The organism is Halomonas sp. AOP43-D1-4 (assembly GCF_052446175.1).
GTDB lineage: Bacteria > Pseudomonadota > Gammaproteobacteria > Pseudomonadales > Halomonadaceae > Vreelandella > Vreelandella citrativorans.
The window spans coordinates 23,117-46,971 of sequence record NZ_JBQSVY010000018.1 but is presented as its reverse complement, the minus strand read 5'-3'; the positions used below and the strand labels follow the sequence as shown (position 1 = coordinate 46,971).

At 54.3% G+C, this 23,855-nt stretch carries 33 protein-coding genes; 29 read left to right on the top strand and 4 right to left on the bottom strand.

Annotated elements, in window-relative coordinates; all coding sequences use genetic code 11:
- Positions 1-74: 74 nt before the first annotated feature.
- The 28 genes from ACT3RQ_RS16145 to ACT3RQ_RS16010 all read left to right on the top strand — a co-directional run bounded on the left by ACT3RQ_RS16145 (position 75) and on the right by ACT3RQ_RS16010 (position 20,061).
- Positions 75-890 carry a GPO family capsid scaffolding protein gene (locus tag ACT3RQ_RS16145; RefSeq protein ID WP_444680885.1) on the top strand — a complete coding sequence of 272 codons (816 nt, stop codon included), beginning with the start codon at positions 75-77 and terminating at the stop codon, positions 888-890.
- Between the two features lie 53 nt (positions 891-943).
- Positions 944-1,951, top strand: coding sequence for a phage major capsid protein, P2 family (locus ACT3RQ_RS16140; protein ID WP_444680884.1), 1,008 nt, complete (start codon positions 944-946; stop codon positions 1,949-1,951).
- Positions 1,951-2,631, top strand: a complete 681-nt coding sequence (gene gpM / locus ACT3RQ_RS16135) for a phage terminase small subunit (protein ID WP_444680883.1) — start codon at positions 1,951-1,953, stop codon at positions 2,629-2,631. Before ACT3RQ_RS16140 ends, gpM begins: the two co-directional genes overlap by 1 nt.
- Positions 2,632-2,732: 101 nt before the next feature.
- A complete protein-coding gene (locus ACT3RQ_RS16130) occupies positions 2,733-3,194 on the top strand; it encodes a head completion/stabilization protein (protein WP_444680882.1) in 462 nt (153 codons plus the stop codon).
- Positions 3,191-3,406: a tail protein X gene (locus ACT3RQ_RS16125; RefSeq protein ID WP_444680881.1), complete on the top strand. Its 216-nt coding sequence runs from the start codon at positions 3,191-3,193 to the stop codon at positions 3,404-3,406. Before ACT3RQ_RS16130 ends, ACT3RQ_RS16125 begins: the two co-directional genes overlap by 4 nt.
- An 18-nt stretch (positions 3,407-3,424) precedes the next feature.
- Positions 3,425-3,766: a putative holin gene (locus ACT3RQ_RS16120; protein WP_444680880.1), complete on the top strand. Its 342-nt coding sequence runs from the start codon at positions 3,425-3,427 to the stop codon at positions 3,764-3,766.
- Positions 3,766-4,038, top strand: a complete 273-nt coding sequence (locus ACT3RQ_RS16115; RefSeq protein WP_444680879.1) for a phage holin family protein — start codon at positions 3,766-3,768, stop codon at positions 4,036-4,038. The genes ACT3RQ_RS16120 and ACT3RQ_RS16115 overlap by 1 nt, the downstream gene beginning before the upstream one ends.
- 2 nt (positions 4,039-4,040) lie before the next feature.
- Positions 4,041-4,397, top strand: coding sequence for a D-Ala-D-Ala carboxypeptidase family metallohydrolase (locus ACT3RQ_RS16110; protein ID WP_444680878.1), 357 nt, complete (start codon positions 4,041-4,043; stop codon positions 4,395-4,397).
- Positions 4,394-4,738, top strand: a complete 345-nt coding sequence (locus ACT3RQ_RS16105; RefSeq protein ID WP_444680877.1) for a hypothetical protein — start codon at positions 4,394-4,396, stop codon at positions 4,736-4,738. Before ACT3RQ_RS16110 ends, ACT3RQ_RS16105 begins: the two co-directional genes overlap by 4 nt.
- Positions 4,739-4,855: 117 nt before the next feature.
- Positions 4,856-5,338, top strand: a complete 483-nt coding sequence (locus ACT3RQ_RS16100; protein WP_444680876.1) for a phage tail protein — start codon at positions 4,856-4,858, stop codon at positions 5,336-5,338.
- Entirely contained in the window at positions 5,335-5,790 is a 456-nt protein-coding gene (locus ACT3RQ_RS16095) for a phage virion morphogenesis protein (protein ID WP_444680875.1), read from the top strand. The genes ACT3RQ_RS16100 and ACT3RQ_RS16095 overlap by 4 nt, the downstream gene beginning before the upstream one ends.
- Before the next feature lie 77 nt (positions 5,791-5,867).
- The gene (locus tag ACT3RQ_RS16090; RefSeq protein ID WP_444680874.1) at positions 5,868-6,458 is read left to right on the top strand and encodes a phage baseplate assembly protein V; all 591 of its coding nucleotides are present in this window, start codon (positions 5,868-5,870) and stop codon (positions 6,456-6,458) included.
- A 4-nt stretch (positions 6,459-6,462) separates the two neighbouring features.
- Complete coding sequence (locus tag ACT3RQ_RS16085) at positions 6,463-6,660, top strand: hypothetical protein (protein ID WP_444680873.1); 198 nt, start codon at positions 6,463-6,465, stop codon at positions 6,658-6,660.
- A 1-nt stretch (position 6,661) separates the two neighbouring features.
- The gene (locus ACT3RQ_RS16080) at positions 6,662-6,997 is read left to right on the top strand and encodes a GPW/gp25 family protein (RefSeq protein WP_444680872.1); all 336 of its coding nucleotides are present in this window, start codon (positions 6,662-6,664) and stop codon (positions 6,995-6,997) included.
- Entirely contained in the window at positions 6,994-7,836 is an 843-nt protein-coding gene (locus ACT3RQ_RS16075; protein ID WP_444680871.1) for a baseplate assembly protein, read from the top strand. Before ACT3RQ_RS16080 ends, ACT3RQ_RS16075 begins: the two co-directional genes overlap by 4 nt.
- Positions 7,829-8,518, top strand: coding sequence for a phage tail protein I (locus ACT3RQ_RS16070; protein WP_444680870.1), 690 nt, complete (start codon positions 7,829-7,831; stop codon positions 8,516-8,518). The genes ACT3RQ_RS16075 and ACT3RQ_RS16070 overlap by 8 nt, the downstream gene beginning before the upstream one ends.
- A gap of 12 nt (positions 8,519-8,530) precedes the next feature.
- Positions 8,531-10,660: a phage tail-collar fiber domain-containing protein gene (locus ACT3RQ_RS16065; protein ID WP_444680869.1), complete on the top strand. Its 2,130-nt coding sequence runs from the start codon at positions 8,531-8,533 to the stop codon at positions 10,658-10,660.
- Between the two features lie 10 nt (positions 10,661-10,670).
- Positions 10,671-11,459 carry a hypothetical protein gene (locus ACT3RQ_RS16060; protein ID WP_444680868.1) on the top strand — a complete coding sequence of 263 codons (789 nt, stop codon included), beginning with the start codon at positions 10,671-10,673 and terminating at the stop codon, positions 11,457-11,459.
- Positions 11,460-11,474: 15 nt separating this feature from the next.
- Positions 11,475-11,663 (top strand): hypothetical protein, encoded by a 189-nt coding sequence (locus ACT3RQ_RS16055; RefSeq protein ID WP_444680867.1) that lies wholly within the window; start codon positions 11,475-11,477, stop codon positions 11,661-11,663.
- Positions 11,664-11,833: 170 nt separating this feature from the next.
- Positions 11,834-13,006, top strand: a complete 1,173-nt coding sequence (locus tag ACT3RQ_RS16050; protein WP_444680866.1) for a phage tail sheath protein — start codon at positions 11,834-11,836, stop codon at positions 13,004-13,006.
- A gap of 36 nt (positions 13,007-13,042) precedes the next feature.
- Positions 13,043-13,549 (top strand): phage major tail tube protein, encoded by a 507-nt coding sequence (locus ACT3RQ_RS16045; protein WP_444680865.1) that lies wholly within the window; start codon positions 13,043-13,045, stop codon positions 13,547-13,549.
- A 62-nt stretch (positions 13,550-13,611) separates the two neighbouring features.
- Positions 13,612-13,947 (top strand): phage tail assembly protein, encoded by a 336-nt coding sequence (locus ACT3RQ_RS16040; protein ID WP_444680864.1) that lies wholly within the window; start codon positions 13,612-13,614, stop codon positions 13,945-13,947.
- A 32-nt stretch (positions 13,948-13,979) separates the two neighbouring features.
- A complete protein-coding gene (locus ACT3RQ_RS16035; RefSeq protein ID WP_444680863.1) occupies positions 13,980-14,123 on the top strand; it encodes a GpE family phage tail protein in 144 nt (47 codons plus the stop codon).
- 27 nt (positions 14,124-14,150) lie between these two features.
- Entirely contained in the window at positions 14,151-16,793 is a 2,643-nt protein-coding gene (locus tag ACT3RQ_RS16030) for a hypothetical protein (protein WP_444680862.1), read from the top strand.
- Positions 16,794-16,803: 10 nt separating this feature from the next.
- Positions 16,804-17,247 carry a phage tail protein gene (locus ACT3RQ_RS16025; RefSeq protein WP_444680861.1) on the top strand — a complete coding sequence of 148 codons (444 nt, stop codon included), beginning with the start codon at positions 16,804-16,806 and terminating at the stop codon, positions 17,245-17,247.
- Positions 17,244-18,230 (top strand): contractile injection system protein, VgrG/Pvc8 family, encoded by a 987-nt coding sequence (locus ACT3RQ_RS16020; protein WP_444680860.1) that lies wholly within the window; start codon positions 17,244-17,246, stop codon positions 18,228-18,230. The genes ACT3RQ_RS16025 and ACT3RQ_RS16020 overlap by 4 nt, the downstream gene beginning before the upstream one ends.
- A 135-nt stretch (positions 18,231-18,365) precedes the next feature.
- Positions 18,366-19,289 carry a HipA domain-containing protein gene (locus ACT3RQ_RS16015; RefSeq protein WP_444680859.1) on the top strand — a complete coding sequence of 308 codons (924 nt, stop codon included), beginning with the start codon at positions 18,366-18,368 and terminating at the stop codon, positions 19,287-19,289.
- A 1-nt stretch (position 19,290) separates the two neighbouring features.
- On the top strand, positions 19,291-20,061 hold the full coding sequence (locus tag ACT3RQ_RS16010) for an HIRAN domain-containing protein (protein ID WP_444680858.1): 771 nt from the start codon (positions 19,291-19,293) through the stop codon (positions 20,059-20,061).
- 163 nt (positions 20,062-20,224) lie between these two features.
- On the opposite strand, the gene ACT3RQ_RS16005 is transcribed toward ACT3RQ_RS16010, so the two are convergent.
- Positions 20,225-20,575 (bottom strand): hypothetical protein, encoded by a 351-nt coding sequence (locus ACT3RQ_RS16005; RefSeq protein ID WP_444680857.1) that lies wholly within the window; start codon positions 20,573-20,575, stop codon positions 20,225-20,227.
- Positions 20,576-20,730: 155 nt separating this feature from the next.
- Between ACT3RQ_RS16005 and ACT3RQ_RS16000 the strand changes: the two genes are divergently transcribed.
- Positions 20,731-20,949 (top strand): DUF4113 domain-containing protein, encoded by a 219-nt coding sequence (locus ACT3RQ_RS16000; protein ID WP_444680856.1) that lies wholly within the window; start codon positions 20,731-20,733, stop codon positions 20,947-20,949.
- Here the strand turns inward: ACT3RQ_RS16000 and ACT3RQ_RS15995 are convergent.
- From ACT3RQ_RS15995 to ACT3RQ_RS15985, 3 genes are read right to left on the bottom strand one after another with little or no spacing between them, the layout of a single operon-like run.
- Positions 20,941-21,636 carry a hypothetical protein gene (locus tag ACT3RQ_RS15995; protein WP_444680855.1) on the bottom strand — a complete coding sequence of 232 codons (696 nt, stop codon included), beginning with the start codon at positions 21,634-21,636 and terminating at the stop codon, positions 20,941-20,943. The two genes, ACT3RQ_RS16000 and ACT3RQ_RS15995, sit on opposite strands and share 9 nt — an antisense overlap.
- The gene (locus ACT3RQ_RS15990) at positions 21,614-22,741 is read right to left on the bottom strand and encodes a hypothetical protein (RefSeq protein WP_444680854.1); all 1,128 of its coding nucleotides are present in this window, start codon (positions 22,739-22,741) and stop codon (positions 21,614-21,616) included. Before ACT3RQ_RS15990 ends, ACT3RQ_RS15995 begins: the two co-directional genes overlap by 23 nt.
- On the bottom strand, positions 22,741-23,793 hold the full coding sequence (locus ACT3RQ_RS15985) for a hypothetical protein (RefSeq protein WP_444680853.1): 1,053 nt from the start codon (positions 23,791-23,793) through the stop codon (positions 22,741-22,743). The genes ACT3RQ_RS15990 and ACT3RQ_RS15985 overlap by 1 nt, the downstream gene beginning before the upstream one ends.
- Between the last annotated feature and the right edge of the window lie 62 nt (positions 23,794-23,855).

Genomic DNA, 23,855 nt, shown 5'->3' with positions numbered 1-23,855 from the left:
CAAGCGTTGAGACTATCGCGCTACACGCGGAACCTGAGCGCTACCGAACCGCCACCCCGCTCAGGATGCCCAACATGCCCAAGTTTTTCCGCGTCGCCACCGAAGGCGCAACCACCGACGGCCGCGAGATTCAACGCGAATGGATCGAACAGATGGCCGCCAATTACAGCCCGAAAAAATACGGTGCCCGCGTCTGGATGGAGCACATCCGCGGCATGACAGCCGACAGCGTCTTTAACGCCCTGGGCGATGTCCTCTCAGTGGAAGCCCGCGAAGTGGAAGACGGTAAGCTCGCCCTGTTTGCCGAGATCGACCCCACCGACGAACTCAAGGCGATGAACAAAAAACGCCAAAAGGTTTACAGCTCCATCGAAGTAAATCCCAAGTTCAGCGACACCGGGGAAGCCTATTTAGAAGGCCTGGCCGTTACCGACTCCCCGGCCTCGCTGGGTACCGAAATGCTCGCGTTTAGTCGCGACAAAGGTGCCGCGTCGCCGCTGGCCACTCGCAAGCAGCACGCTGACAATCTCTTCACCGAGGCCGTGGAAATTGATCTCGACTTCACCGAAGAGAAGCCGCCAGCCGCCGACGGCTTGAAAGCCAAAATCGCCGCCTTGTTCGGCCGTCAGGACACCAAAACCGCCAAGGGCTTCGAAGCCTTCCGCACCGAGCTGGAAGGCACGCTGGAAGTGGTGGCCGAGCACTACAACGCGCTGGCCGATGAACTGGAAACCCGCCCCACTGCCGACCAGTTCAGTCAGCTTCAAGACGCTCATGACGATCTGAAAAAACGCTTCGATGAGCTGTTCAAAAAGATCGACAACGAACCAGACACCCCACCCCGCGCCCCTGCCACGGGTGGCGGCGAGGTTGAAGAAACCGACTGCTAAGCGCTGGCCAGCCGTAACACCAGCCACCGCCACTAAATTCAAGGAAACATTAAATGCGCAACGATACACGCAAGGCCTTAAACCAGTTCAAAGCCAAGCTGGCCCAGCTTAACGGCGTCGAAAACACCAGCGAGCAATTCAACGTCGCCCCCAGCATCCAGCAGACGCTCGAAACCCGCATGCAGGAATCAAGCGAATTTCTCAGCCAGATCAATATGGTGGGCGTCGACGAAATCAAGGGCCAGAAAGTCGGCCTCGGCGTCTCCGGCCCCATCGCAGGGCGTACCAACGTCGAACAGAAGGACCGCCAGACTCGCGATGTCGCTGAGCTGAGCGCAGAGAATTACGAGTGCGTCAGCACCGAGTTCGATACGCACATCCGCTGGGCCCAGCTCGACGCCTGGTCGCGCTTCCCGGACTTTCAGGCCCGCATCCGCAACGCCATCCTTCGCCGCCAGGCACTCGACCGCATCATGGTCGGCTTCAACGGAGAAACGGCAGCCGTCGAAACTGACCGCGCCGCCAATCCGATGCTCGAAGATGTCAACAAGGGGTGGCTGCAGAAGTACCGTGAGCACGCGGCCCAGCGCGTGCTCAAAGACGTCTCTGTAGGCGAAGGCGGCGACTACGCAAACCTCGACGCGCTGGTGTTCGATGCCGTGAACGAAATGATCGACCCGTGGTACCGCGAAGACACCGCACTCGTTGCAATCATGGGCCGCAAAATGCTGGCCGATAAATACTTCCCACTGATCCAGCAGCACGCCGAAACGCCGACCGAAGCCCGCGCGATGGACATGATGATCAGCCAGAAGCGCGTCGGCGGACTTCAAGCCGTACGCGCGCCGTTCGTACCCGACGGCGCCGTGATGATCACCTCACTGGCCAATCTCTCGCTCTATTGGCAGCTCGGCAGCCGCCGCCGCTACGTGCTGGACAACCCCAAGCGCAATCGCATCGAGAACTACGAATCCAGCAACGACGACTACGTAGTAGAAGATTACGGTTTCGGTTGCCTGGTCGAAGGCATCACCGAAGTAGAAGCCGCTGGGGGCGAATAATGAAAAGCCCAGCCCGTAAGCATTTTGAACAAGTGACCGCCGCGAAAGCGGCGGGCGCTGCCACCCCCGGCGAACAGCAGCAAGGCGAGCAGTACGAGCTACACGCCGCCGCCCTCTGGGAAGCCCGCCGCACGCTCAAAGGCATCAAATCCGTTCAGAACAAGATCGAGAAAAAGCGCGAGCTACTGCCGGACTACCTGCCTTACATCAACGGTGTGCTTGCCGAAGGCAACGGCGCCAAAGACGACGTGCTCATGACGCTCATGATCTGGTGCATCGATATCGGCGACTTTGAAAAAGCCCTCGAAATTGGAGCCTACGCCATGAAAAACGACCTCGACACGCCAGACCAGTACGACCGCGACACGGTCAGCATTTTGGCCGAAGAGATCGCCGAAGGCGTGAAAGCGCAGCTCGAAAAAGAAGGCGCCGACGCCGACGCACTCGCCAACGTCATGGCCCGCACGGTAGCTATCGTCGGTGATCACGATATGCACGATCAGATCAAAGCCAAGCTGCACAAATCCTACGGCTACGCCCTGCGCGCCGCCGAAGATCACGAAGAGGCACTGGAACAGCTCAAGCAAGCGCTATCGCTCAATGAGCGCATTGGCGTTAAGCAGGATATTCAGCAGCTGGAACGGCAGCTCAAGAACGCAGGCGGAAAGGCCAACGCCTAACGCCCAACCGAGTCGCACCCCGACGGCAAGGGGGCACCACCGAGCAAGGGCTTTTAGCCTCGCGCGAAGTGGTCCACCCCCTTCTTAAATAGGTCGCCAACATGATTGCCCACGGCACCAACCCACCCAGCAAAGCACTGGCCATCATCACCAATAACGGCTTTTGGCCGGATGTAGACCCGACCCAGTTTAAGGAAGAAGAGCGCGTTCACAGCGTCACCGATCCGCGCATAAGCAAGGCACTCCGCGCCGCCATCGCTGATATCAATCGCCAGCTTGCCAGCTACCAGCATGAGCAGCAGGAAAGCGGCCGCACCACGATAGACGAAGTACCCATCGAGCCCTGGCAAACACCAGGTGACCTGCAGCTTCTCTACCTGCGTGCGGTTTACGCCCAAGCCCAAGCGGATCTTTTGGAGCGCTACCGCGACGCATCAGCTACTGACAAAGGCGACGAACGCGGCGAAGCCAAGGATCTAGCCGCCGACGATTACCGCGCCGATGCCCGCGATGCAATCGCAGAACTCACCGGCCGCAATCACACCACGGTCGAGCTGATATGAAACGGGTAGTGCGCGCCCACCAAGGCGAAACACTCGACGCCCTGCTCTACCGCGTGTACGGCAAAACCGCAGCGATTACCGAGCAAACGCTGCAGCTAAACCCGCACCTGGCTGAACAAGGCCCGGTGCTGCGCGAGGGAACCCCGGTCACGCTACCGCCGCCACCGGAAACCCGCGAAACCAAAAAGCCAAAGATTCAGCTGTGGAGCTGAGAAACATAAGGGGATGACATGGCCGAACCATCAACCGCCGCCGCCGCCGGTACCGCATCGCTAGCCGCGTTGGTGATCGGCATGTTGCCCGGTATCGACGCCAATGCCGTAGTAGGCGCGTTTTGCGGTGCCACACTGTTTGTAATGAGCGCTAAAGAGCTCAGTCTTATCGAACGTCTGGTTTACCTGTTTATCTCGTTCTGGATCGGCTACCTCGGCGGACCCGCAACGCTCGGCGGCATACTCGAACATTCCGCCGTCTCTGCATTTATTGCCGCCGCAGTAACAGTCACCGCAGGGCTACGAGCAATCGAAGGAGTAAAAACGCTCGACCTCAAAAAATGGCTAGGGGGTCGCTAATGAGCATTACCTACCTAATCACAATCGCGGCCTCGCTAGTGGTCATTGGGCGGCTGCTTACGTTCCGCCGCCTCGATGGTCGCTACCGCCCCGGCATCTCGCTGGTGGCGTGGCTAATCATCGTTGCCGCCACTTGCATCGCCATATTTGGTCCACCGCCCAGCATCGCGGGACGCTGGATCATCAGCGCCGCCATGGTCGCACTGGCCATCGGTTTAATCCGCACCGGCGGCAACGTCGCCCACCTATTCCGCCCACTCCGGAGGCAATAGCCATGCCCCAAGTAAGCCAGCATTTTCAACGCCGGGAATTCGCCTGCCGATGCGGTTGCGGCTTCGATACTGTCGACAGCCAAACCCTTGCCGCGCTTGAAGCTATTCGCACGCACTTCGGCCAGCCGGTCACCGTTACCAGCGGTTGCCGATGCGCTGCTCATAATGCCCGCGTAGGCGGCGCCCGCAACAGTCAGCACACGCTAGGCCGCGCGGCGGATATCAAGGTAAGCAACGTAGCGCCCGCACAGGTTGCCGCCTGGGCAGAGGTCAATCTCCCTCATGCAAGCGTAGGGCGATACAGCACTTTCACCCACATCGACACCCGCTCAACAGGACCAGCGCGGTGGCGGGGATGAAGCGTGTGTACATAGTCGCCAGCGCCGCTGTTGTAGCTGCAGCCTTCGGCGCTGGCTGGCAAATATCCAACTGGCAAAACGACAGCCACGCCCTAACAGCCGAGCGCACCGCCCAGCAGGCCATCAACGCCGCCATGGCGCGTGAATCCGAGATCGCCGCAAACGTAGAAACGCGCCTCGCCGAGCTGCAAGCCAACGAGCGGATCATCGATAGGGGAATCATCCGTGAAATCCAGAAACCGATTTATCAGCGCGTGTGCCTTGAGCCTGACGTTATCCGCCTGCTCAACCACGCCGCAGAAGGCACCGAACCAACAGAACCTAATGCAGCGCTGCCCTAGCGTGCTACCCCTGCTCAGCACCGGAACCGGCGAAGATGTCGCGCTCACAATGAGCGCCTGGGCAGCCGAGTATCACCGCTGCGCAACCCGTCATAACGGCCTAGTCGAGTCTCTACAATGATCAAATTACAGCACTTAAGGGCGCATTTGCTCGCTAGTGTCCCTGAATTGGCACGCAACCCCGAACAGCTCCATACCTTCGTCAACGACGGCAATATCAAGTTCGCGCGCGGCACCAACCTAAGCCACCAATACGCCGTCGATGCCCAAATTCTCATCACAGACTATAGCGGCCCACTTGACACGGTCATGATCCCGCTACTGCAATGGCTCAACACCTACCAGCCCGATTTAGTCGAAGACGAAGCCATCCAGATTGAAGCCGAAATACTCAACAACACCCACTGGGATCTCGCACTCACCGTGCGTCTCACCGAGCGCGTCGTCGCCCTGGTCAACTGCGAAACCGGCAGCATCAACGCCGCTCACCGTATGCCCGCCTACCCCGCCGACGCCTGCCCCGCGAAAAACTGGCAACTCAACATCAAGCACCCAGGCGATGACGACTACACACTCGAAGCCGAGTGGAATAGCCCATGAGCGACGAACTACAACAGCTCGACGCATGGCTAACGCCACTCATCGAAAAGCTCACCCCTAAAGAACGCCGAGTACTCGCACGCGAAGTCGCGCGGGATCTGCGCATCGCCAACCGCGAGCGCATCAAAGCCCAAACCAACCCCGACGGCACCCCGTTTGAACCGCGCACCCAGCTACGCGGCCGCCGTGGCCAAATACGCCGCAAAGCGATGTTCACAAAGCTGCGCACCGCAAAACACCTGCGTATCAAAACCAGCGCCGATGAAGCCGCCGTCCAGTTCGCCGGGCGGGTCGCCAAAATTGCCCGCGTCCACCACTACGGCCTACGCGACCGCGTCGAAAAAGGCGGCCCCCTGCACAAATACGCCCGCCGCGAGCTAGTCGGCATCACCGGCAACGACCGCAACCGCATCGCCAACAGCGTGTTAAACCACCTCACCCCGCCCAGCTAAACACCCTCAATTGTTCTAAGCGGCTGGCACAACGCCCGCCGCTACCCATCCGCACGTAGTCATCGCAGCATGGCCGCATGAACAACACCGCCGAAATACTCCGCCTTATTCAGAACCTGATTCGCCTTGGCCAAGTCGCCGAAGTGGACCATGGCGACCCCGATGCCGACCCGCCGCAACACCCCCGCGTGCGCGTTAAATCCGGTGACCTGCTCACCGCGTGGGTGCCGTGGCTAACCAGCCGCGCCGGTACCACGCGCGAATGGAACCCGCCCACCGTCGGCGAGCAGTGCGTCTTGTTTTCGCCCGGGGGCGACACCGCCAACGCCTTTGCAGCACCAGGGCTCTACCAAAACGCCCACCCCGCACCGAGCAATGACCCCGCATTGATCGGCCGCTGGTACCCAGACGGCACTCGCGTTGAATACGACCACGAAAAACACCGCCTGCTAATCCACTGCGTCGGCGATATCCATCTGGAAGTAGAGGGCAGCTTAACCGCCAACGTCGGTGGCGATATGAAAGCCACGGTGGCAGGCGTGGCCACCGTCGATGCCGAAAGCATCCACCACAACGGCGGAAGCTCCGTGGTCACCACCGCCCACGTTTGCCACTTCACCGGCAACCCACACGGCGACGGTTCCAGCACCGTCACAGCGGGGGAATAACGCCATGGCTCTCAGCAAAGCGCAGCTAAAAAACCGAATCATCAGCGAAATGCAGGCGCAGGGAGCCACTGCCACCGGTGAACACAGCTGGGTAAACCGCATGGCCGAAGCGATCGCCAACGCCGTGGTAGATGAAGTGCAAAGCAACGCAGAAGTGCCGGTCACCGGCGGGTCATCGGCAGGCAACTACAAGGTGAAATGACATGGGCATGAACGTGACCACCGGCGAAACTCTAAGCGGCCTCGAACACATCCGCCAAAGCATCGCCGACATCATTACCACCCCGCTAGGCTCGCGTGTAATGCGCCGCGACTACGGCAGCCTTGTGCCCGAACTGATCGATAGGCCGATATCTGACGCGCTCATGATGCAAGTCTACGCCGCCACCGTCATTGCTGTTTCACGCTGGGAGCCGCGCATCACCATCACCGGCACTCGCCACAACATCAGCACCGGCCAGCACGGCCGCGCCACGATAGAGCTAACCGGAAAAACCGCCGACGGCACCCCCATCAACGTAGGAGTGCCGCTGGTATGAGCACCATCGACCTATCGCGACTGCCCACGCCCACACTGCTCGACGAACTCAGCTTTGAAGAGATCCTGACCGAGCTACGCGCCGACCTGCTCGACCGCTCGCCCGATATAGCAGACGTACTGCAGCTAGAAAGCGAGCCGGTCAACAAACTGCTGGAAGTGGTCGCCTACCGTGAAATGATCACCCGCCACAAACAGAATGAGCGCGTCCGCCGGTTGCTGCTCGCCTACTCCTACGGCGATGCCCTCGACCACATCGGCGTCACGTACTTTTTCACCGAGCGCTTTGACGGCGAAAGCGACGATGCCTACCGCCGCCGCCTGTTGCTCGCCCCGGATCGTTTCTCCACCGCCGGTGCCGAAGCGGCCTACATCTACCACGCGCTAAGCGCCGACGCACAGGTCAAAGATGCCTCAGCAACAAGCCCCGCTGCCACCGAAGTTACCGTCGCCGTGCTGGCCAACAGCGGTAACGGCACCGCATCGCCCGAGCTAATCGAAACCGTCGAAAATGCCCTGAATGCCGAATTTGTCCGCCCGTTAACCGACCGCGTCACCGTCATCAGCGCCGACGTAGCCACCTACACCATCAACGCCGAACTCATCATCCGGCCGGGGCCAGATCCCGAGGTCGTCCGCGCCGCCGCCCATGCCTCCGTTGTTGAGTTCACCGAACGCCGCCACCGTCTGGGCGATGACATTTTCCAAGATGCGGTGCTGGCCGCGCTCTACGTCGAAGGCGTCGAGCGCGTGCGACTTCATAGCCCCGCTGCAGATATGCCCCGCTCAGCCATTCAGGCCGCGTACTGCACGAGCATCGAGGTAGCGCTACATGACTAAAACGCTACTACCACCCAACACCACGCCGCTTGAACGCGACATCGAGCACGTCACAAACCGCCCGATAGATGCCGAGCTGGACACACTGTGGGACGCCGACCGCATCCCCGATCATCTTCTGCCATGGCTCGCCTGGGCGGTGGGTGTACGTCAATGGTCAGAAGAATGGAACGAAGCGCGTAAGCGCGCCGAAGTGAAAAACGCCCTCAACATCCGCCGCCGCGCGGGCACTCTCGGCGCACTCCGCCAAGTCATCGGCATGCACGGCATTGAAGGCGGCGACATCGCCGAATGGTTTAACTATGCAGGCCAACCCGGTCACTTCCGCCTGGTGCTGGATCTCGACGGCGTCGGCATCAGCAAAAACGGCTATGACGAACTCATCACCGGGCTAACCCGCGCCAAACGCCTCAGCGCTCACTTTGACCCCACTCAGATGCGCAGTACCACGCGGGGCAACGTTCGAATCGGCGCAGGCAAACACACCAGCGGCAACATCACACTACAGCCCTATCGCCCCTCGCACCTCACCACCAACGGCACCGCCGCGATAGGCGCAGGACAGCACGCAAGCACCACCATCACCCTCACGCCCTACCACCCTCGGCAACTCGCTGCCCCCGGCCCGATAACGTTCGGCACCGGCCAGCACGCCAGTGGGCAAACCACCATCTACCCCTAGGAGCCAAAGCCCATGGCCGAGTACTACACAACACTCACCACCCAAGGCCTCGCCAAGGTCGTCGCCGCACTCAGCGGCGGCCCCGCCCTGCAGCCGCACAGCATGGCCGTGGGCGATGGCGGCGGCCCGAGTTTCTACGACCAATACGACCGTGACGCACTAAAGCAACGCTCATCACTTGTTAATCAGCACTGGGCAGACGACCTAAACCTTGTCGATGTTGACCCCAACAACCCCGCTTGGGTAATTACTGAAGGATTGATACCTACTCACGTTGGCGGCTGGTACATTCGTGAAGTGGGTATCTTTGATGTTGCCGGTGACTTGATCGCCATCGGCGTTTACCCCGAAACCTATAAACCGGTGGCTACAGCGGTAGAAGCGGACCTGCTGGTTCGCTCAATTCTAGAAGTGGGTGAAGCCGCCGCTGTGCAGTTAAAGATTGATCCATCACAAGTGATGGCCACGCGTGCGTGGGTGCTAGAAAGTGCCATTCCGCAAGCACTCACAATGCTCGACGATGCCGTCGAGCGTGCCGAAGTTGCCCGCGATATCGCCCAGCTGGCCGTTGGGATTTTCGACACAGAGCAAGAAGGCATCGATGCTACCGATGCTGATGCGTATTTCTGGGTAGCGCTCAAAGACAACGAAGATCTGGTCGCACTCTACAAGAATGCAGAGGGCGTCGCTGAATTCTACGGCACTTACTCAAGCGGAAAGGCATACAAGCTGTTAGCAGAGCGGTTAAACAATGTCGCCCGCGCATCGTCTCGTTCTGCCCGATTACAGCGTGAGTTCCACGGTAACAACAGCGACAGCCCGGCGTATTCAATGACCGATGGTGAGGGTAAAGAACTCATCACTATCGAACGAAATGGCAGGGTAAAAACCAACCCAGGCCCGCCACGCCGTGAATTCCACACTGGCCGTCGCCGGGCACGCGCAACGTCTAGAGTCCAGCTGTTAACAGAAAATGAGGAAGTCGCGTTAGCGCTAGATGATCGTGGCCAGCCGATCCAGACGTGGATAAAAGAATTTCACGGCAATGGGCTGCCCGACTGGGGATACATGACCCCGGATGGGCTGCTCATCCAGGGCGGAAACCGAGATGGATCTAACTACTACGGTGGCGGCAATTCAGAGTTAGAGCTAATCGATTTGCCGACCAGTTCACGGCATGTAAAAAAGGGCAATGTCTGGGACAACTACGGCGCTGTAAGCCTCCCGCGCCGCGACAACCCCGCGCTATTCGGCGTTGTCACTGACATTTTCCCCGGTGGCCATCGTGACGGCTATGCGCTGCTCGATCAGATGCAGACAGAATTCCCCACTTATATCGACTCTTCAATCATTGGGCACGACAGCCTTGGCAATGAGATCCGTGAATACACGTTCCTCAATCCTGATTACATTTACTTGCGTACAGAAATGCGAGCAGAGCGCCCTACTATTGTGCTGCTCGGCAATATCCACGGCAGTGAAACGGGTGCAAGTGCGTCAAATTTCCAGTTTATCTGGAACCTCGTTTATGGCTGGCGAAACTCAGAAATAATGAGCTGGCTACGCTGGAACGCCAACATTGTTTTTGTGCCGTTTATCTGCCCCGACGGGTATGACAACAGGAGGCGACGCAATCCTAACAATGTAGATTTAAACCGTAATTTCCCCGCAGGATGGGAGGAAGGCACGAGCAGTTACAAAGGCGACGCACCCGGTTCAGAGCTGGAAACACAGGCAGTCATGTCTATCCCGCCACGTTATCCGAACGCCGCTTATATCGGTCACCACAATTTCTCAAACTCAACGACTCAGCGAATCTTGTGGATTGGAACGCTAACGGAGGGCGGTTTCAAAGTCGCGCAAGCGGTGTCTGATGATGTAAACCAACTGGTGCGCCGTGAGTACGAGGGCACTAGTGAATATCTCGAATCAGCTCGCGGCCAGTTTCGACTTGCTGACCTCATAGGTGGCGGGATGGATCGCTACATTCACATCGAACATGGCTGTGAATCCTATTTGCTCGAAACCCGCTTCGGGTCCTGGGGGCCAACGCGCGAGGATCGTCAGCAGCTCGGCACGCGCGCCTTGGAATTTTTCTGTAAACGCATTTGTGAGCAGCAAACTCAATTTTCTATCAACTGAGGGGGTCATAATGATCAATCTACAAGTACTGCACGGGCTCCATATTCCGGGGAAAACGAATCTTAAAAAAGTAGAGTTCACGCCGGAGGGTATGGAGCTAGGGCATATCGACTGGAGCACTTTAATCGACCCCGCGTACTGTACGCCGTCAGCCGAAACGGTTTGTAACCGTGCGCTTCGTGAAGAAGAAGTGCATATAAACGCAGGCCGAATCACAATCGGTAATTTTGAGGGCGGCCCACTTTCGTTTGTAACCGACTCAGATAATCTTGATGGCAATTTTATACGCATCAATCCTGATGCGGCTGTTAATCCTGATCAGTGGACACTCGTGCTAGTGATGGAGCCGTCTTCAAACAACTCATCGATACAGCGGTTTGTTAGCCCCACAGTAGTTAATCAAGAAGATGGCGTTTGTTTTAATATCGGGATGAACAACACACTGTCGTCACTCGTTATCTATGAAAATGCGCTACTTGTTGGCGGTCAGCCTCAGCGCCTACGCTACGGCGTGCCTGCGGAGCGTCGCGGCACACGGGCATTAGTCATGTTCACGTTTTCAGTTCGCGAGGGGCTGAAAATATTCTGGAATGGCGAGCAAGTGGCAGCAAACCCTGACGACCGACGTCCGCTAACGTACGGTTACAACGCGGGCGAATGGGAGATGTTTCGCACAGCGCGCGGGCAACTCGGCATGGCAGGCGTAATTGATGTCGATCTAAGCGAGCCGGACTATGAAGGGGATCGGCTCGCGTTAGAAAAATTCATGATGGAAAAGTACGGCATTGAAGCGAGCTAACGGGAGATCACGATTATGAAATTGAACGAGTTTTTACACGAGCACAGCGAATGGATTGCAAGCAATGTGCCCGGCAAGCCACCGTTCTCAGATGTAAAAATCAAGAATAAAACGGTCTCCAGCGATGACGTCGAGACGATCGAACTCGGTGAAGATCCCCACGTGACGATCAACGGAAAATTGGTCTCGTACTCAAGCGAGTAAAGGCAGAAAAGAACACCCCAGCCCGCCACCCGGCGGGCTTTTTATTGCCTTTCTGTCCAGCCCCCCTCGCACAACGCCCGCCGCTACCCTCCCGCGCGTAGTCATCGCAGCATGGCACCACTAGCAAGCCACACCATTACCCCGCTTGAACCTGCGCAGGAGCCAAGCACATGGCAGACCAACATCACCACGGCGTCCGCGTCGTCGAAATTAACGAAGGCACGCGACCCATCCGTACCGTGTCCACCGCCGTCATCGGCATCGTGGCCACCGCCCCCGCTGCCGATGAAGACGCCTTCCCGCTCAATACCCCTGTTTTAATCACCGATCTCTACGCCGCCATCGGCAATGCAGGTGCAGGCGGCACGCTGCGCCGCACGCTCTCCGCCATCGTCAGCGAAACCCGCCCCGTCTGCGTGGTCGTCCGCGTAGAAGAAGGCGACGACGAAGCCACCACCACCGCCAATATCATCGGCGGCGTCAGCAGCACCGGGCAAAAGCTCGGCATGCAAGCCCTCACCGCTGCAGAAACCAAGCTCGGCGTAAAGCCGCGCATTCTCGGCGTGCCGGAACTCGACAACGAAAGCGTCGCCGCAGAGCTAGCAGGCATCGCCCAGCAGCTGCGCGCGTTCGTTTATGTCAGCGCCTACGGCTGCGAAACCAAGGAAGAAGCCAACATGTACCGCGAAGGCTTCGGCCAGCGTGAAGTGATGGTGATCTGGCCCAACTGGCAAGCGTTCGATGTTGACGCCGAAGAAACCCGCCCGCTGTCTGCAGTGGCTAAAGCACTCGGTCACCGCGCCCGGTTGGATAACGAAATCGGCTGGCATAAAACCCTATCGAATATGCCGGTCAACGGCGTAACCGGCATCACCAAGGATCTCTCTTGGGATCTGCAAGACCCAGCGACCGACGCCGGTTATCTGAATGCCGCCGACATCACCACGTTGATCAACAAGTCAGGCTTTCGTTTCTGGGGTTCCCGCACCTGTTCGGAAGATCCGCTGTTCGCGTTTGAATGCTACACCCGCACCGCCCAAGTGCTGGCCGATACCATCGCCGAGGCGCATATGTGGGCCATTGATAAGCCCATGCATCCCAGCCTAGTGCGCGACATTATCGAAGGCGTCAACGCCAAATTCCGCGAACTCACCCGCCGGGGCTACATCCTCGGCGGCTCCGCCTGGTTCGATGAAGAGCTAAACAGCCCCGAGGTATTGAAAGCAGGCAAGTTGTACATCGACTACGACTACACGCCGGTACCGCCGCTTGAAGACCTCACCTTCCAGCAACGCATCACCGACCGTTATTTAGTCGACTTCGCCGCCCGCATCAACGAATAAGCCGCAACGCGATAGGCACTAACAGGAGCAAGCAAAATGCTACCCAAGATTCTCAAGGACTTTAACTTGTTCGGCGACGGCAACAACTGGCAAGGCCAGATCCCCGAGCTCACGCTGCCGGAACTCGCCCGCCGCATGGTCGAGTACGAAGGCGGCGGTATGGATGGCCCCATCGAAGTCGACCACGGCAATGAGCTGCAGGAATTTGAATGGACCGCTGGCGGCATGATCGTCGACATCTTCGACAGCTACGGCAGCCCCATTCACGACGCCACTATGCTCCGCTTCACCGGCTCTTACGAGTCCGACGAAACCGGCGACATCGTGCCGGTCGAGATCGTCATGCGCGGCCGCCACAAAACCATTTCCATGGGCGACGCAAGCAAGGGCGACAACAACCAGATCAGCGTCACCACCACGCTCAGCTACTTCAAGCTCACCGTCGACGGTGAAGACATCATCGAACGCGACGTGCCGGGCTACGTATTCAACGTGCGCGGTACCGACCGCTTGGCCGAACGCCGCCGCGCCCTCAGCCTGTAACCACCACCCCACTCACCACGGCCACCCCGGTGGCCACACCCAGCACATAGGAAATCACAGCAATGGAAGACAAGACTGAAAACCAGATCGCCGCCGAAGAAGCCAAAGCCACCGCGCCGGGCATACCCACCAAGCAAATTGAGCTAGACACGCCTATTCAGCGCGGTAAAAGCACAATTGAAGAGGTAACGGTGCGTAAGCCGCTAAGCGGCGCACTTCGCGGCGTGGCATTAGTTGATCTGCTGAACATGGATACCCGTAGCCTGCAAAAGGTGTTGCCTCGCATCACGGAGCCAGCACTAACAGAAACTGACTGTCGCGACATGGACCCCGCCGATCTACTCCAGCTAGGTACCGCCGTCTCAAATTTTTTGTTGGGCAAGCGGGCCGAGGGGTAACAGCCAATATCCCCAACGACGTAGAAGACGCCATGGCCGATATCGCCTTCGTCTTCCACTGGCCGCCCAGCGCCATGGATGACATGGGGCTTGAAGAGCTGGGCCGCTGGCGAGAAAAAGCCCGCGAACGCAATACGCCTAAAAAGCGCGGGCGAACATCACGCAATGCCCCATAACGGGGCATTTTTGCTGCAGGAGGCCGGATGGCCAACAACCTGAACCTGAGCGTCACGCTCAGCGCTATAAACAAAGCGACCGGCCCCTTACGGCAAATCATGCAAGGCGCAAGCGGCATGGGCGGCGCGTTGCGTGAAAGCCGCGACCAACTACGCAACCTGCAGGATCAGCAAAAGAAACTGACCGCCTTCCGTGATATGTCGCGCCAGAGCCATGACACACGCCGCGCACTCATGGATAAGCGCGAAGAGCTGAAACGAATAACGGGGCAACTTGAAAGCACCGAAGGGCCAACGCGACGGCTCACCCAGCAGCAAGAGAAGGCCCAGAAAGCCGTCGATAAGCTCAGCAATGAATACAGGCAAAACCGCGACCGTGTCAGAGAGCTAGCCCGTGAACTGCCCGCCGGTGCCGAAGGCGCGCGCGGCTTCAAGGAACAAAACGCCGCCCTTGAAGAGCAAATACGCCGCACCAATGAGCGCCTGGCCAAACAGAAGGACGCTCTGCGCCGCCTGGGCGAAGCCAACGTAGGCGGCCGCTTTAATGCAATGACAGGTGAAATCCGGCGGTTTGGTCGTAACGTGACCATCGCCGGTGGGCTGGCTGTCGGCTCAATCTTCGCCCTCAGTAGCAGCACCGCCAGCCTGGGCGATGACGTCGCCAAAACAGCCGACAAAATGGGGATTGGCACCACTGAATTACAACAACTGCACTACGCCGCCGAGCGCGCCGGGGTAGGCACGGAAGGCCTAAACAGCAGCATGCAGCGAATGGTTCGCCGTGTGGGTAGAGCCGCAAACGGTACCGGTGCCGCCGTTGCTCCCCTTGAGCAGCTCGGCTTATCCGCACAGGCACTGAATGACATGCGACCTGAACAAGCCGTGGCCGCCATCGCCGACGCGCTTGAAAATGTAGAAAGCCATGGCGACAAAATTGCCATCATGAGCGGCATCATGGGCAACAGCGGCGAGTCCATGATCAATATGTTGCGCGGCGGCAGCGAAGAGCTAGAAGCGCTCATGGCCGCCGGGTTAGAAACCGGTTACGCACTCAGCGACGGTGCCGCGCGGGGCGCAGAGGACTTTCAAGACGCCCTGCTCGATGCCCAGCTTGCCGTCAAAGGCGTCAAAAACACGATTGGCGCCGAGCTAATGCCCGCCGTGACGGAGATCATGCGTGAGTTCGTCGGCTGGATGCGCGAAAACCGCGAGCAAGTGCAGGCATTCGCCAGAGAATTTGGCGACCGTCTTAAAAACGCCGTGCCCATCATCATCAACCTCGCCACCGGTGCTGCAGGCATGGCCAGCAGCATTGCCGACATCGTTAGCAGAACGGCGGACTTGGTGGGCGGTTTCGACAACCTCGCCATGCTGGTTGGCGGGCTCTTCGCCGCCAAGATGATTCTCAGCATCGTCATGTTTGGGGTAAGCATAGTGAAAGCAGGGGCGGCGATGGTCGCCTTTGCCAAAACGTTGCCAGCCCTTGCCGCCGGGTTTAAAGCCGTAGGCGCGTTAATGGCCGCCACGCCTATTGGCTGGCTGATCGCAGGTATCGCCGCTATAGCAGGGGCCGCCTACCTGATTTACAAATACTGGGAGCCAATTAAGGCGTTCTTCGGCGGGTTATGGCAGCAAGTAAAAGAAGCGTTCGACGAAGGGTTAGGCGGCATAGGTCGCCTGTTAGTTAACTGGTCGCCGTTTGGCCTCCTTTGGGCGGGAATTTCATCAGCGCTAGGCCGCCTCGGCGTTGACCTGCCCGAATCGCTATCAGAGTTGGGTGGTGGAATTATCGAAGGGCTGGTGAACGGCATCAAGGCGGGGTGGGAAACACTGCGCTCGGCAGTAAGCGAGATGGCCAGCAACGTAGGCAACTGGTTTAAAGAAGTGCTCGGCATCAACTCCCCCAGCCGCGTGTTTGAAGGATTCGGCACCAATATCGTGGAAGGCATTATCAACGGTATTAGCGGGATGGCCGGGGCTGTTCGCGACCACGTAACCGGGCTGGCCAGCGATATAGCGGGGTGGATGAGCGACACCGTCGGTAGCGCAGTCGACGTGGGGAAAGATATTGCCAGCGGCTTGGGCGACGGTATTCGTAATGGGGCCAACTCGGCATGGAACGCCGTAAGAAGCCTAGCCACAGGCACAGAAGACGAAGCTCGTGACGATCTGGATACTCATTCCCCCAGCCGCGTATTCAGAAGCATTGGCATCGATGTATCTGCCGGGTTAGCCAACGGTATTGAGGACGACTCAGACGGCCCGCTTAAGCAAGTGCGCAGCCTCACCAGCAACCTACGCAACGCCGCCGCCGGGCTAATGCTTGGCGCTGGTGTTGCTAGCCCCGCTGCGGCACTGGACATACCACAACCCGAAGCGCAAACCGTCACCGCAAGCATCGCCGCCCAAGAGCTGCCCAGCGTAGACCGCGACAGAATCGACACCAGCAGCATACAAATCGACGCCCGCCCACCGCTGCAAAGCCACACCAGCCAGCCAAGCGGCGGGCTGGTCATTCATGGCGGTATCAGTATCGACGTGCATGCCGCCCCCGGCATGGATGAGCAAGCGCTGGCCCGGATGGTAAACGAGCAAGTGCAACGCGCCCTTCAAGATGCCGAACGCCGCGCCACCGCTTCAAGCCGCCGCAATTTCTACGATAACGACTGAGGGCAACCCCATGATGATGACCTACGGCCTGTTTGTGTTCGGCCTCGGCACCGCCGCTTACCAGGAACTGCAGCGGCAAACCAACTGGCGACACGCCAGCCAAAGCCGTATCAACGCGCGGCCGGTGCACCAGTTTCTCGGCCCCGGCGACGACACCATAAACCTAACCGGCACCCTACTGCCCATGTTTACCGGCGGCCAACAAAACCTCGATATGCTGCGCTCACTGGCGGACGGCGGCCGCGCGTGGCCGCTGATCGAAGGCACTGGCACCTACTACGGCATGTTCACCATCACCAGCCTCAGCGAGCGCAAAAGCGAGTTTTTCCGCGATGGCGCTGCCAAGCAAATCGAATTCGAACTGCAGCTAACCCGCATCGATGAAGGACGAACCGAACTGCTCGGCGTACTGGAAAACAGCGCCCTGCGCGCAATCACCGGGGCGCTGGCATGAGTATCCACCCGGATTATCGAATAACGCTCCAGGGACAAGTCATTAGCCCAGAGTTTCGCGCCCGCCTTTCACTGCTCATGCTCCACGACAGGCGCGGCATGCAGGCCGACCAGCTCGACATAACGCTAACCGATGATGACGGCATGCTGGATATACCGCCCACAGGTGCCGAGCTAACGTTGGCCATAGGCTGGAAAGGCCAAGCGCTCACCGAGCGAGGCATGTTCATTGTCGATGAGGTCGAACACACCGGCGCACCGGATACACTCAACATCCGTGCATCCAGTGCAAACATGCGCCAAGGCCTGCCAGGCAAACGAACACAGAGCTGGGATAGCGTCACCGTCCGCGACATCATCACCACGATAGCCGCCCGGCATGACCTCACGCCCAGCGTCGGGGCCACGTTGGCCGGTGCCCGCGTCACGCATATTGATCAAACCGACGAAAGCGACCTGCACTTTCTCACACGCTTAGCCGAACGCTTCGACGCGGTGGCCACCGTCAAAACCGGTCATTTGATATTCGTGCCTACTGGCCAAGCCACTACGGCCAGCGGGTTAGAGATCCCGCCAATTCACCTGCACCGCCAAAGCGGCGACCAGCACCGCTACTTAATGGCCGAGCGCGACGCCTTCACCGGCGTTACCGCCCTATGGAATAACACCGCCCACGCCACACGCGAAGCGGTAACGGTAGGCGACCCGCAAAACGCCCAGCAGCTACGCCACGCCTACGCCAGTGAAGCCGAAGCGCTGGAAGCCGCAAAAGCAGAATGGCAACGCATCCAGCGCGGCGTCGCCTATTTCAGTATCACTCAGGCCGTCGGTGATCCCGACATATTCCCCGAAACCCCGGTATGGTGCATTGGCTGGAAAACGCAAATCGACACCACACCCTGGATCATTACAGAGGTCACGCACAGCCTCACCGACACCAGCTACACGACCGCGCTAACCTTGGCCGTGCGGAGCCAAAAATAGCCTAAAATACAATGAACTATATATAAATGACTAAAACGCCATTTATCCTTAGGGAAGAAAGGGCCAAAAAAATATCTATTTGTATATAATATTGCTATTTTATGGAGTAAGACACATCGACGAAAAGCACAGAGCATGTACCAAATTGTAACAATCGCACCTGATTGGATCTTAGAAGATGAACCAATGGGTACGAAGAATAAATGCTGGGTGCTGTTACCCGATGACGACACCCCATGGCTCTTTAAATTTTCTCGAACAATTTCAAAGCAGCCATTAAGTATTGCCGGAGAACACTGGTCTGAGAAAATTGCTAGTGAAATTGGCAGAATATTAGGCATACCTTGCGCAAGAGTCGAACTTGCTGAGTTCAATGGTACTTATGGCTCAATCAGCCAAAAATTCGAAGAATTAAAAAACTCTTCATGTGAATTAGTCCATGGAAATGAGTTGCTAGCAGGTGCAATTGAAAATTACGACCAAGAGAAGAAATATGGCCATAGCCTACATATTCTTGAAAATATTCTAACAGCAATCAAAACCGTAACTAATGGTGAGCAAGCTCGTAGAGACGCTTATCATGCAATTGGTGGTTATATACTTTTAGATGCATTAATTATGAATGGTGATAGACATCATGAAAACTGGTCAATGTTCAGGAAATATTCAGCTGGGCAAATCAGCCATGAAATGGCACCCTCATTTGACCATGCATCTTCACTAGGTCGTGAATTAGAGCCGCGAAAAATTTCAATTTGGAAGCAACAAGGCTCCCAGAGTTACAGCAACCAAATTGATAAATATATTAGAAAGGGCCCTGGAGGAGTCTTTGAAGAAGTCGACGCTAGGAAAGGCATGAATCCTATAGAATTAGTAGCACTTGCTAACAAAAGATGGCCTAGCGTAATTTCTCCATGGCTAAAAAAATTATCAGAGACTGATATCGATGTTATATGTGGGACATTAAAAGAAATACCAATAGCATGCACTAATAGCTATGCTATGGAATTTGCAGAACTTTTACTTAGAAAAACGTACGTCAGGTTATTGGAGATCTGAAATGAGCACACTCTATCTAGCATGGCGCTCAAAATATAATACTAATAATTGCACACAAAACGAATCGCGATGGTTTCCCATTGGAGCTCTAGATTATGATAAAGCCAAATCATTATATAGTTTCTTTTATCTAAAAGGCGCAGAGAAAGCCAGAGAACTAGCTGGCTTTTCAGCATTAGATGCTTTCCCTGATTTAGAAAAAAAATATCAGTCGGATGAGCTGTTCGAATTTTTTAAGAATAGAGTTCCAAATAGAAAAAGAAGGGACTTTTCTAGCATTGTAGAAAGAATGGATTTGGAGGCTAACTCAGCAGACCCAGTTTCAATTTTATCTATTTCAGGGGGCACTAGACAAACCGACTGCTTAGAAATGTTTCCTGATCTAGAACCTAATGAAGAAGGCTATTTTACGTGTAAGTTTTTCGTACATGGGAGCCGCTTCATGTCTGATTATTCCAATGAAAAATTAAAGAAACTTGAAGTTGGAGATGAACTAAAAATTGCTATCGAAATGAATAACCCGGCAACAGGTAGCGCAATTCAAATCCAAACCAAAGATGATCTCGTTGTGATTGGTTATGCTCCAAGGTATTTGCTAGAAGACTTAAAGCAAATGGAACAAAATCCGTACGACGTTCAAGCGCATATTGCCAAGGTAAATCTAGAGCCAGCTCCTTCTAATCAACGGTTGTTAGTAAGCCTATCTGGTAAATTGCCTAAAACTAATAGCGGTATGAGAGCACAAGAAGAGTTTTCCGCGCTCATCCACTAACTTAAGCTGCACCCTCGGCCACTCCAAATGGCCGAGGGTTTTTATTGTCGCGTGCTTCTGACGAAGCGTTCCCGCAACGCGTGCTATTAGGCGACAAAATCACAATGTCAAACAAACTTAATCGATAATGTAAGCCATTCGCCATACTTTTGTAAGAGATTACTTACAGCGCCCAGCACCTAGCCTGCCTAACCACCACCCCCTTGAACTGCTCCACGTTTACAAAGCACCCCTGCCCCCCATTGGGCGGCAATAACCGGCAGCGGCTGCCCACCCGGTGCGATTTAAACAATCGGTATTCCCCCTCCACCTCGGCCACCACCAGATCCGCATGGCCAAACGAGCGTGCTTCATCCACCACCAGCACATCCCCTTCCATCCATGGCCCGCCGGGAACTGCGTCTTCGCTCACCTCGACTAAAAAATAACTGGGTGAAAATCGCCGATGATCAAATTCCGCTACCGCCGGGTGCTGAACCCCCACCACTGCTGGCCCCAAGTAATTTACGCGCATGCCCTTGCCCTGCTGTTTTTGATATGACACGACGTATATTAGAATTTTCCTGTCGCGCTCCCAGAGTCTAATACTGTATAAAACAACAGTCTTACACAATAGGTAAAGCAAATTATGATTGGTTTTGTCGACTTGCCCAGCACCGCCAACAGCTTATGGCCGCCATGGACGCGCTCAACGAGAAGATAGGAAAGGGAACGGTACGCTTGGGGCTGCCGGAGAAGAATGCCCCCAGGCACCTACGCTGCGCGAGCCGAAGCCCGCGCTATACGACAAATTGGGATGAATTGATGAAGACGTATACGGATGAGGGGGCGTCAAAGAGATATGTCAAACGGGAAAAAATGAAAATAACATCTCTAAATTTAAACTAAAACGATATCTTTTGATGACTCAATAAACCCAGCTAATATTTCATCAAAGACAGATTCATCAATACCTAACAAGCCCGACGAAGAAACCTCAACCTTACCAGAACCAAATTTAGTTCTAACTCGTAGCCTTGCGCTGCTTATTTTGAATTTTTTCTCTTGTAAAAATTCCTCTAGATCGACATAAGCATTTAATGAAGAGGATACTGAAACATCAGCATATGAAGAAGAGCTAATACTAATACCCTTAGCTTTAATTTTGTCAGCCCTCACACTCAAAATACTATCGAAAGACTTAGCGTTTTCAATAAAATCATCTACAGAAACTTTTGACTCCCTAAAATAAATATGTCCATCTACTTCTTTGAGTAGGAAGTCAACCAGTCCCTTAAGGCTTCTCGGGGGGTTAAATACTAATAATAGAAAGCCATCACTGCCAAACTTTTGCAATTGAAATTCATATCGAGGAAATCGAACAACTTCGACCTCACTTTCTCGTCCTTGAAGGTCGATGACTGTTTCTCGCGTAACTACCTTCTCGACATAAACAGCAGAAACAGAGTTTTCATTAAACTCTGTTAAGGTAAAACTATTGTCTTGAAAATTATGACCTGACAAATCAGAAAACTTTTCTATCAGGCGATTCAAGGGCAATTCAAGAAAAAACTTAACTATTTTCACCTTGATCATCTTCGCCTCCAGGCTGATCAGCCAAGTCATCAAAAATATCAGCTACTGCTTTTTGGGCAGCTTTTTCAATTTTAACACTTAACTCTCTCTCTTCCATAGAACTAAAGCCAGTTTTACTAGAATTATATTCCAAGTTTCCTTTGTATTTATAATATCCCCTTGGCAGATATGAGAAGCCTGTAAAGTTTTCAGCATCTTTAAACTGTGCCTCAAATTCAAAAATATCTGAGTCATAGCTGCCATCATCAGATTGCCAAATAATTTTCCAAATATAGAAACCTTTTTCGTACAACCCCCTAAGCTCTTCTGACTGAAGTACTTTCTCTCCCTTTAAAGATGCTCGAGTAATATGCACACCTAGATCAACGCTATCTGATTCGTCCTCTTCTCCATCTTCATCATCAAGATTATCCTCTAGGTTTTTAGGATGAAATATATAAACATCCGTTACATCACGAAAATTTAAGCCATCCAAACCCTTAATGAGTCTTTCAAAAAACTCAGTTCTTTTTTCCGGCTCTTGAATACCTTCCATGTTTATACTTTCTATCTCAAGCTCCTTGCCTAAACTCTCAGACAAGTTTGAGACCAGTATGCCCTTAAAGCTTTCTACTACATCTGTGAGAGGGCTTCTAATCACTAATTTATCACCTTCGACTTCTAAACTTAAAACAGCCTCGCGCTCATCAACTTGTCGAAACTCATTTTTATTGAAATTGACTTCCCGATAATTTACAACCACCTCTACCTTGTTACCGATAATTTTAACCTGAGAATTAGCATCTAGATCTCCAATCATATCATTCAACTCAAGAGCTGCCTCTTGCACTTGTTCGACACCAATTCCAGGTACATCGATATAAGAAACAGTAGATTTATCCCTTCTTCCACGTGACCCTAAAATTTTGGCTAAAGCTTTATAATCATAATAATCATGAATCAAGCGTGAAAAATATTTAGATAAATCCTCTCTACTAGCATCAGAGGGAATTACAATACCTCTTGCTAAAAACAAATCTTTTAAATCGCTTTTTGTAAGCTGAGATTGATGCAAAGCATCATAAAGCGCTTTATCGTTTACACTATAGAGGCTACCTGTTTTCATCATGATCTCCAGCCCACATCGATACTGCTTAAAGAGGTACGATAAGTTTCAACAAGTTCAAACTCAATATTTTCGAGCAAACTTCTTTTATACTGATCAAACCCCCACGCCTGAGAATAGGCCTCAATAGCTTGATAATAGTTGGCAGTTATTTCTTTATCTCTATCTAAGCACGCAACCCTTAACTTAATTTTTTCACCGCTATCAAGAATCTGAAAGCGAGATATCAAATCAAAGAAATACATAAACTCACGATGATCTCCACCAGGCCTATTGTAATAAATCAAATAACCTGAATCACCCACTACTTCTTTAGCAGATGTTTCATCGTTCACTCTCTCAATGGCTGGATGCTTTATTACTAGAAATGGACCGGAAAGCATCTCTATCGTCGCAGCACGCGTAAGTGCATTACCGTGTGTTTTATGCAGAGTAAGTTCTGGATAGAAAAACATATATTTATTTTTAGGGAACTTATCGTCATATGCTAAAACCTTCATGTCACTAACAATTGTAAGAAGATAATTTATGAGCTTCGGTTCCACTATATGAAGATACTGTTTTTTCTTTAATGGCAAGCTATCCGTATTTAGTTGCTTTTCAGTTTTAGATGGATTATAGGGTTTAATATGATTATAAAAATCTTTATCATATTCATTATCATGATTATAAACAAAAAGCATGCCTCTAACTTCAGGATTACCACTTACGCTAGGAGCATAACGCCCACGCCACTGAGAACTAACGCGAGCACAATCAATCGTACTTGCTAAAGATTTAAGTGCGCCTCTAATTTGAGTTTGTGATATAGACCCCTTCTTGTAACTTTTCAAGTCAGTATTTAAATAGACTGTTTTATTCAAATAAGGATCATCGTAATAAAATACTACGTCAACAGGATGAGTATGATCATCTTTCCTTGCATGTTCTTGTGATTTAACACAATCGAAGTTTGTATCCGTTAACGCAGCAACATCCCAACGAAAATGTTGAAAAACATCCCTAGATATTATCTCAGCTATCTCCGCCACAAACCGAGTCTCACCACTCATCATCGCCACCTATTTATCAAAGACAATAAAACTTTCACAAGCCTCAGCCTTGTGATTATCTA

What these genes read in the sequence shown, in the direction of transcription:
- ACT3RQ_RS16065 (WP_444680869.1), top strand. Translation starts at nt 8,531, where the DNA reads ATGGCCGAGTACTACACAACACTCACCACCCAAGGCCTCGCCAAGGTC.
- ACT3RQ_RS16075 (WP_444680871.1), top strand. Translation starts at nt 6,994, where the DNA reads ATGAGCACCATCGACCTATCGCGACTGCCCACGCCCACACTGCTCGAC.
- ACT3RQ_RS16100 (WP_444680876.1), top strand. Translation starts at nt 4,856, where the DNA reads ATGATCAAATTACAGCACTTAAGGGCGCATTTGCTCGCTAGTGTCCCT.
- ACT3RQ_RS16060 (WP_444680868.1), top strand. Translation starts at nt 10,671, where the DNA reads ATGATCAATCTACAAGTACTGCACGGGCTCCATATTCCGGGGAAAACG.
- ACT3RQ_RS16035 (WP_444680863.1), top strand. Translation starts at nt 13,980, where the DNA reads ATGGCCGATATCGCCTTCGTCTTCCACTGGCCGCCCAGCGCCATGGAT.
- ACT3RQ_RS16120 (WP_444680880.1), top strand. Translation starts at nt 3,425, where the DNA reads ATGGCCGAACCATCAACCGCCGCCGCCGCCGGTACCGCATCGCTAGCC.
- ACT3RQ_RS16005 (WP_444680857.1), bottom strand. Translation starts at nt 20,575, where the DNA reads ATGCGCGTAAATTACTTGGGGCCAGCAGTGGTGGGGGTTCAGCACCCG.
- ACT3RQ_RS16105 (WP_444680877.1), top strand. Translation starts at nt 4,394, where the DNA reads ATGAAGCGTGTGTACATAGTCGCCAGCGCCGCTGTTGTAGCTGCAGCC.
- ACT3RQ_RS16030 (WP_444680862.1), top strand. Translation starts at nt 14,151, where the DNA reads ATGGCCAACAACCTGAACCTGAGCGTCACGCTCAGCGCTATAAACAAA.
- ACT3RQ_RS16080 (WP_444680872.1), top strand. Translation starts at nt 6,662, where the DNA reads ATGGGCATGAACGTGACCACCGGCGAAACTCTAAGCGGCCTCGAACAC.
- ACT3RQ_RS16110 (WP_444680878.1), top strand. Translation starts at nt 4,041, where the DNA reads ATGCCCCAAGTAAGCCAGCATTTTCAACGCCGGGAATTCGCCTGCCGA.
- ACT3RQ_RS16095 (WP_444680875.1), top strand. Translation starts at nt 5,335, where the DNA reads ATGAGCGACGAACTACAACAGCTCGACGCATGGCTAACGCCACTCATC.
- ACT3RQ_RS16050 (WP_444680866.1), top strand. Translation starts at nt 11,834, where the DNA reads ATGGCAGACCAACATCACCACGGCGTCCGCGTCGTCGAAATTAACGAA.
- gpM (WP_444680883.1), top strand. Translation starts at nt 1,951, where the DNA reads ATGAAAAGCCCAGCCCGTAAGCATTTTGAACAAGTGACCGCCGCGAAA.
- ACT3RQ_RS16140 (WP_444680884.1), top strand. Translation starts at nt 944, where the DNA reads ATGCGCAACGATACACGCAAGGCCTTAAACCAGTTCAAAGCCAAGCTG.
- ACT3RQ_RS16055 (WP_444680867.1), top strand. Translation starts at nt 11,475, where the DNA reads ATGAAATTGAACGAGTTTTTACACGAGCACAGCGAATGGATTGCAAGC.
- ACT3RQ_RS16125 (WP_444680881.1), top strand. Translation starts at nt 3,191, where the DNA reads ATGAAACGGGTAGTGCGCGCCCACCAAGGCGAAACACTCGACGCCCTG.
- ACT3RQ_RS16045 (WP_444680865.1), top strand. Translation starts at nt 13,043, where the DNA reads ATGCTACCCAAGATTCTCAAGGACTTTAACTTGTTCGGCGACGGCAAC.
- ACT3RQ_RS15985 (WP_444680853.1), bottom strand. Translation starts at nt 23,793, where the DNA reads ATGAGTGGTGAGACTCGGTTTGTGGCGGAGATAGCTGAGATAATATCT.
- ACT3RQ_RS16025 (WP_444680861.1), top strand. Translation starts at nt 16,804, where the DNA reads ATGATGATGACCTACGGCCTGTTTGTGTTCGGCCTCGGCACCGCCGCT.
- ACT3RQ_RS16070 (WP_444680870.1), top strand. Translation starts at nt 7,829, where the DNA reads ATGACTAAAACGCTACTACCACCCAACACCACGCCGCTTGAACGCGAC.
- ACT3RQ_RS16020 (WP_444680860.1), top strand. Translation starts at nt 17,244, where the DNA reads ATGAGTATCCACCCGGATTATCGAATAACGCTCCAGGGACAAGTCATT.
- ACT3RQ_RS16010 (WP_444680858.1), top strand. Translation starts at nt 19,291, where the DNA reads ATGAGCACACTCTATCTAGCATGGCGCTCAAAATATAATACTAATAAT.
- ACT3RQ_RS16115 (WP_444680879.1), top strand. Translation starts at nt 3,766, where the DNA reads ATGAGCATTACCTACCTAATCACAATCGCGGCCTCGCTAGTGGTCATT.
- ACT3RQ_RS15990 (WP_444680854.1), bottom strand. Translation starts at nt 22,741, where the DNA reads ATGAAAACAGGTAGCCTCTATAGTGTAAACGATAAAGCGCTTTATGAT.
- ACT3RQ_RS16000 (WP_444680856.1), top strand. Translation starts at nt 20,731, where the DNA reads ATGGCCGCCATGGACGCGCTCAACGAGAAGATAGGAAAGGGAACGGTA.
- ACT3RQ_RS16145 (WP_444680885.1), top strand. Translation starts at nt 75, where the DNA reads ATGCCCAAGTTTTTCCGCGTCGCCACCGAAGGCGCAACCACCGACGGC.
- ACT3RQ_RS16130 (WP_444680882.1), top strand. Translation starts at nt 2,733, where the DNA reads ATGATTGCCCACGGCACCAACCCACCCAGCAAAGCACTGGCCATCATC.
- ACT3RQ_RS16085 (WP_444680873.1), top strand. Translation starts at nt 6,463, where the DNA reads ATGGCTCTCAGCAAAGCGCAGCTAAAAAACCGAATCATCAGCGAAATG.
- ACT3RQ_RS16040 (WP_444680864.1), top strand. Translation starts at nt 13,612, where the DNA reads ATGGAAGACAAGACTGAAAACCAGATCGCCGCCGAAGAAGCCAAAGCC.
- ACT3RQ_RS16015 (WP_444680859.1), top strand. Translation starts at nt 18,366, where the DNA reads ATGTACCAAATTGTAACAATCGCACCTGATTGGATCTTAGAAGATGAA.
- ACT3RQ_RS16090 (WP_444680874.1), top strand. Translation starts at nt 5,868, where the DNA reads ATGAACAACACCGCCGAAATACTCCGCCTTATTCAGAACCTGATTCGC.
- ACT3RQ_RS15995 (WP_444680855.1), bottom strand. Translation starts at nt 21,636, where the DNA reads ATGATCAAGGTGAAAATAGTTAAGTTTTTTCTTGAATTGCCCTTGAAT.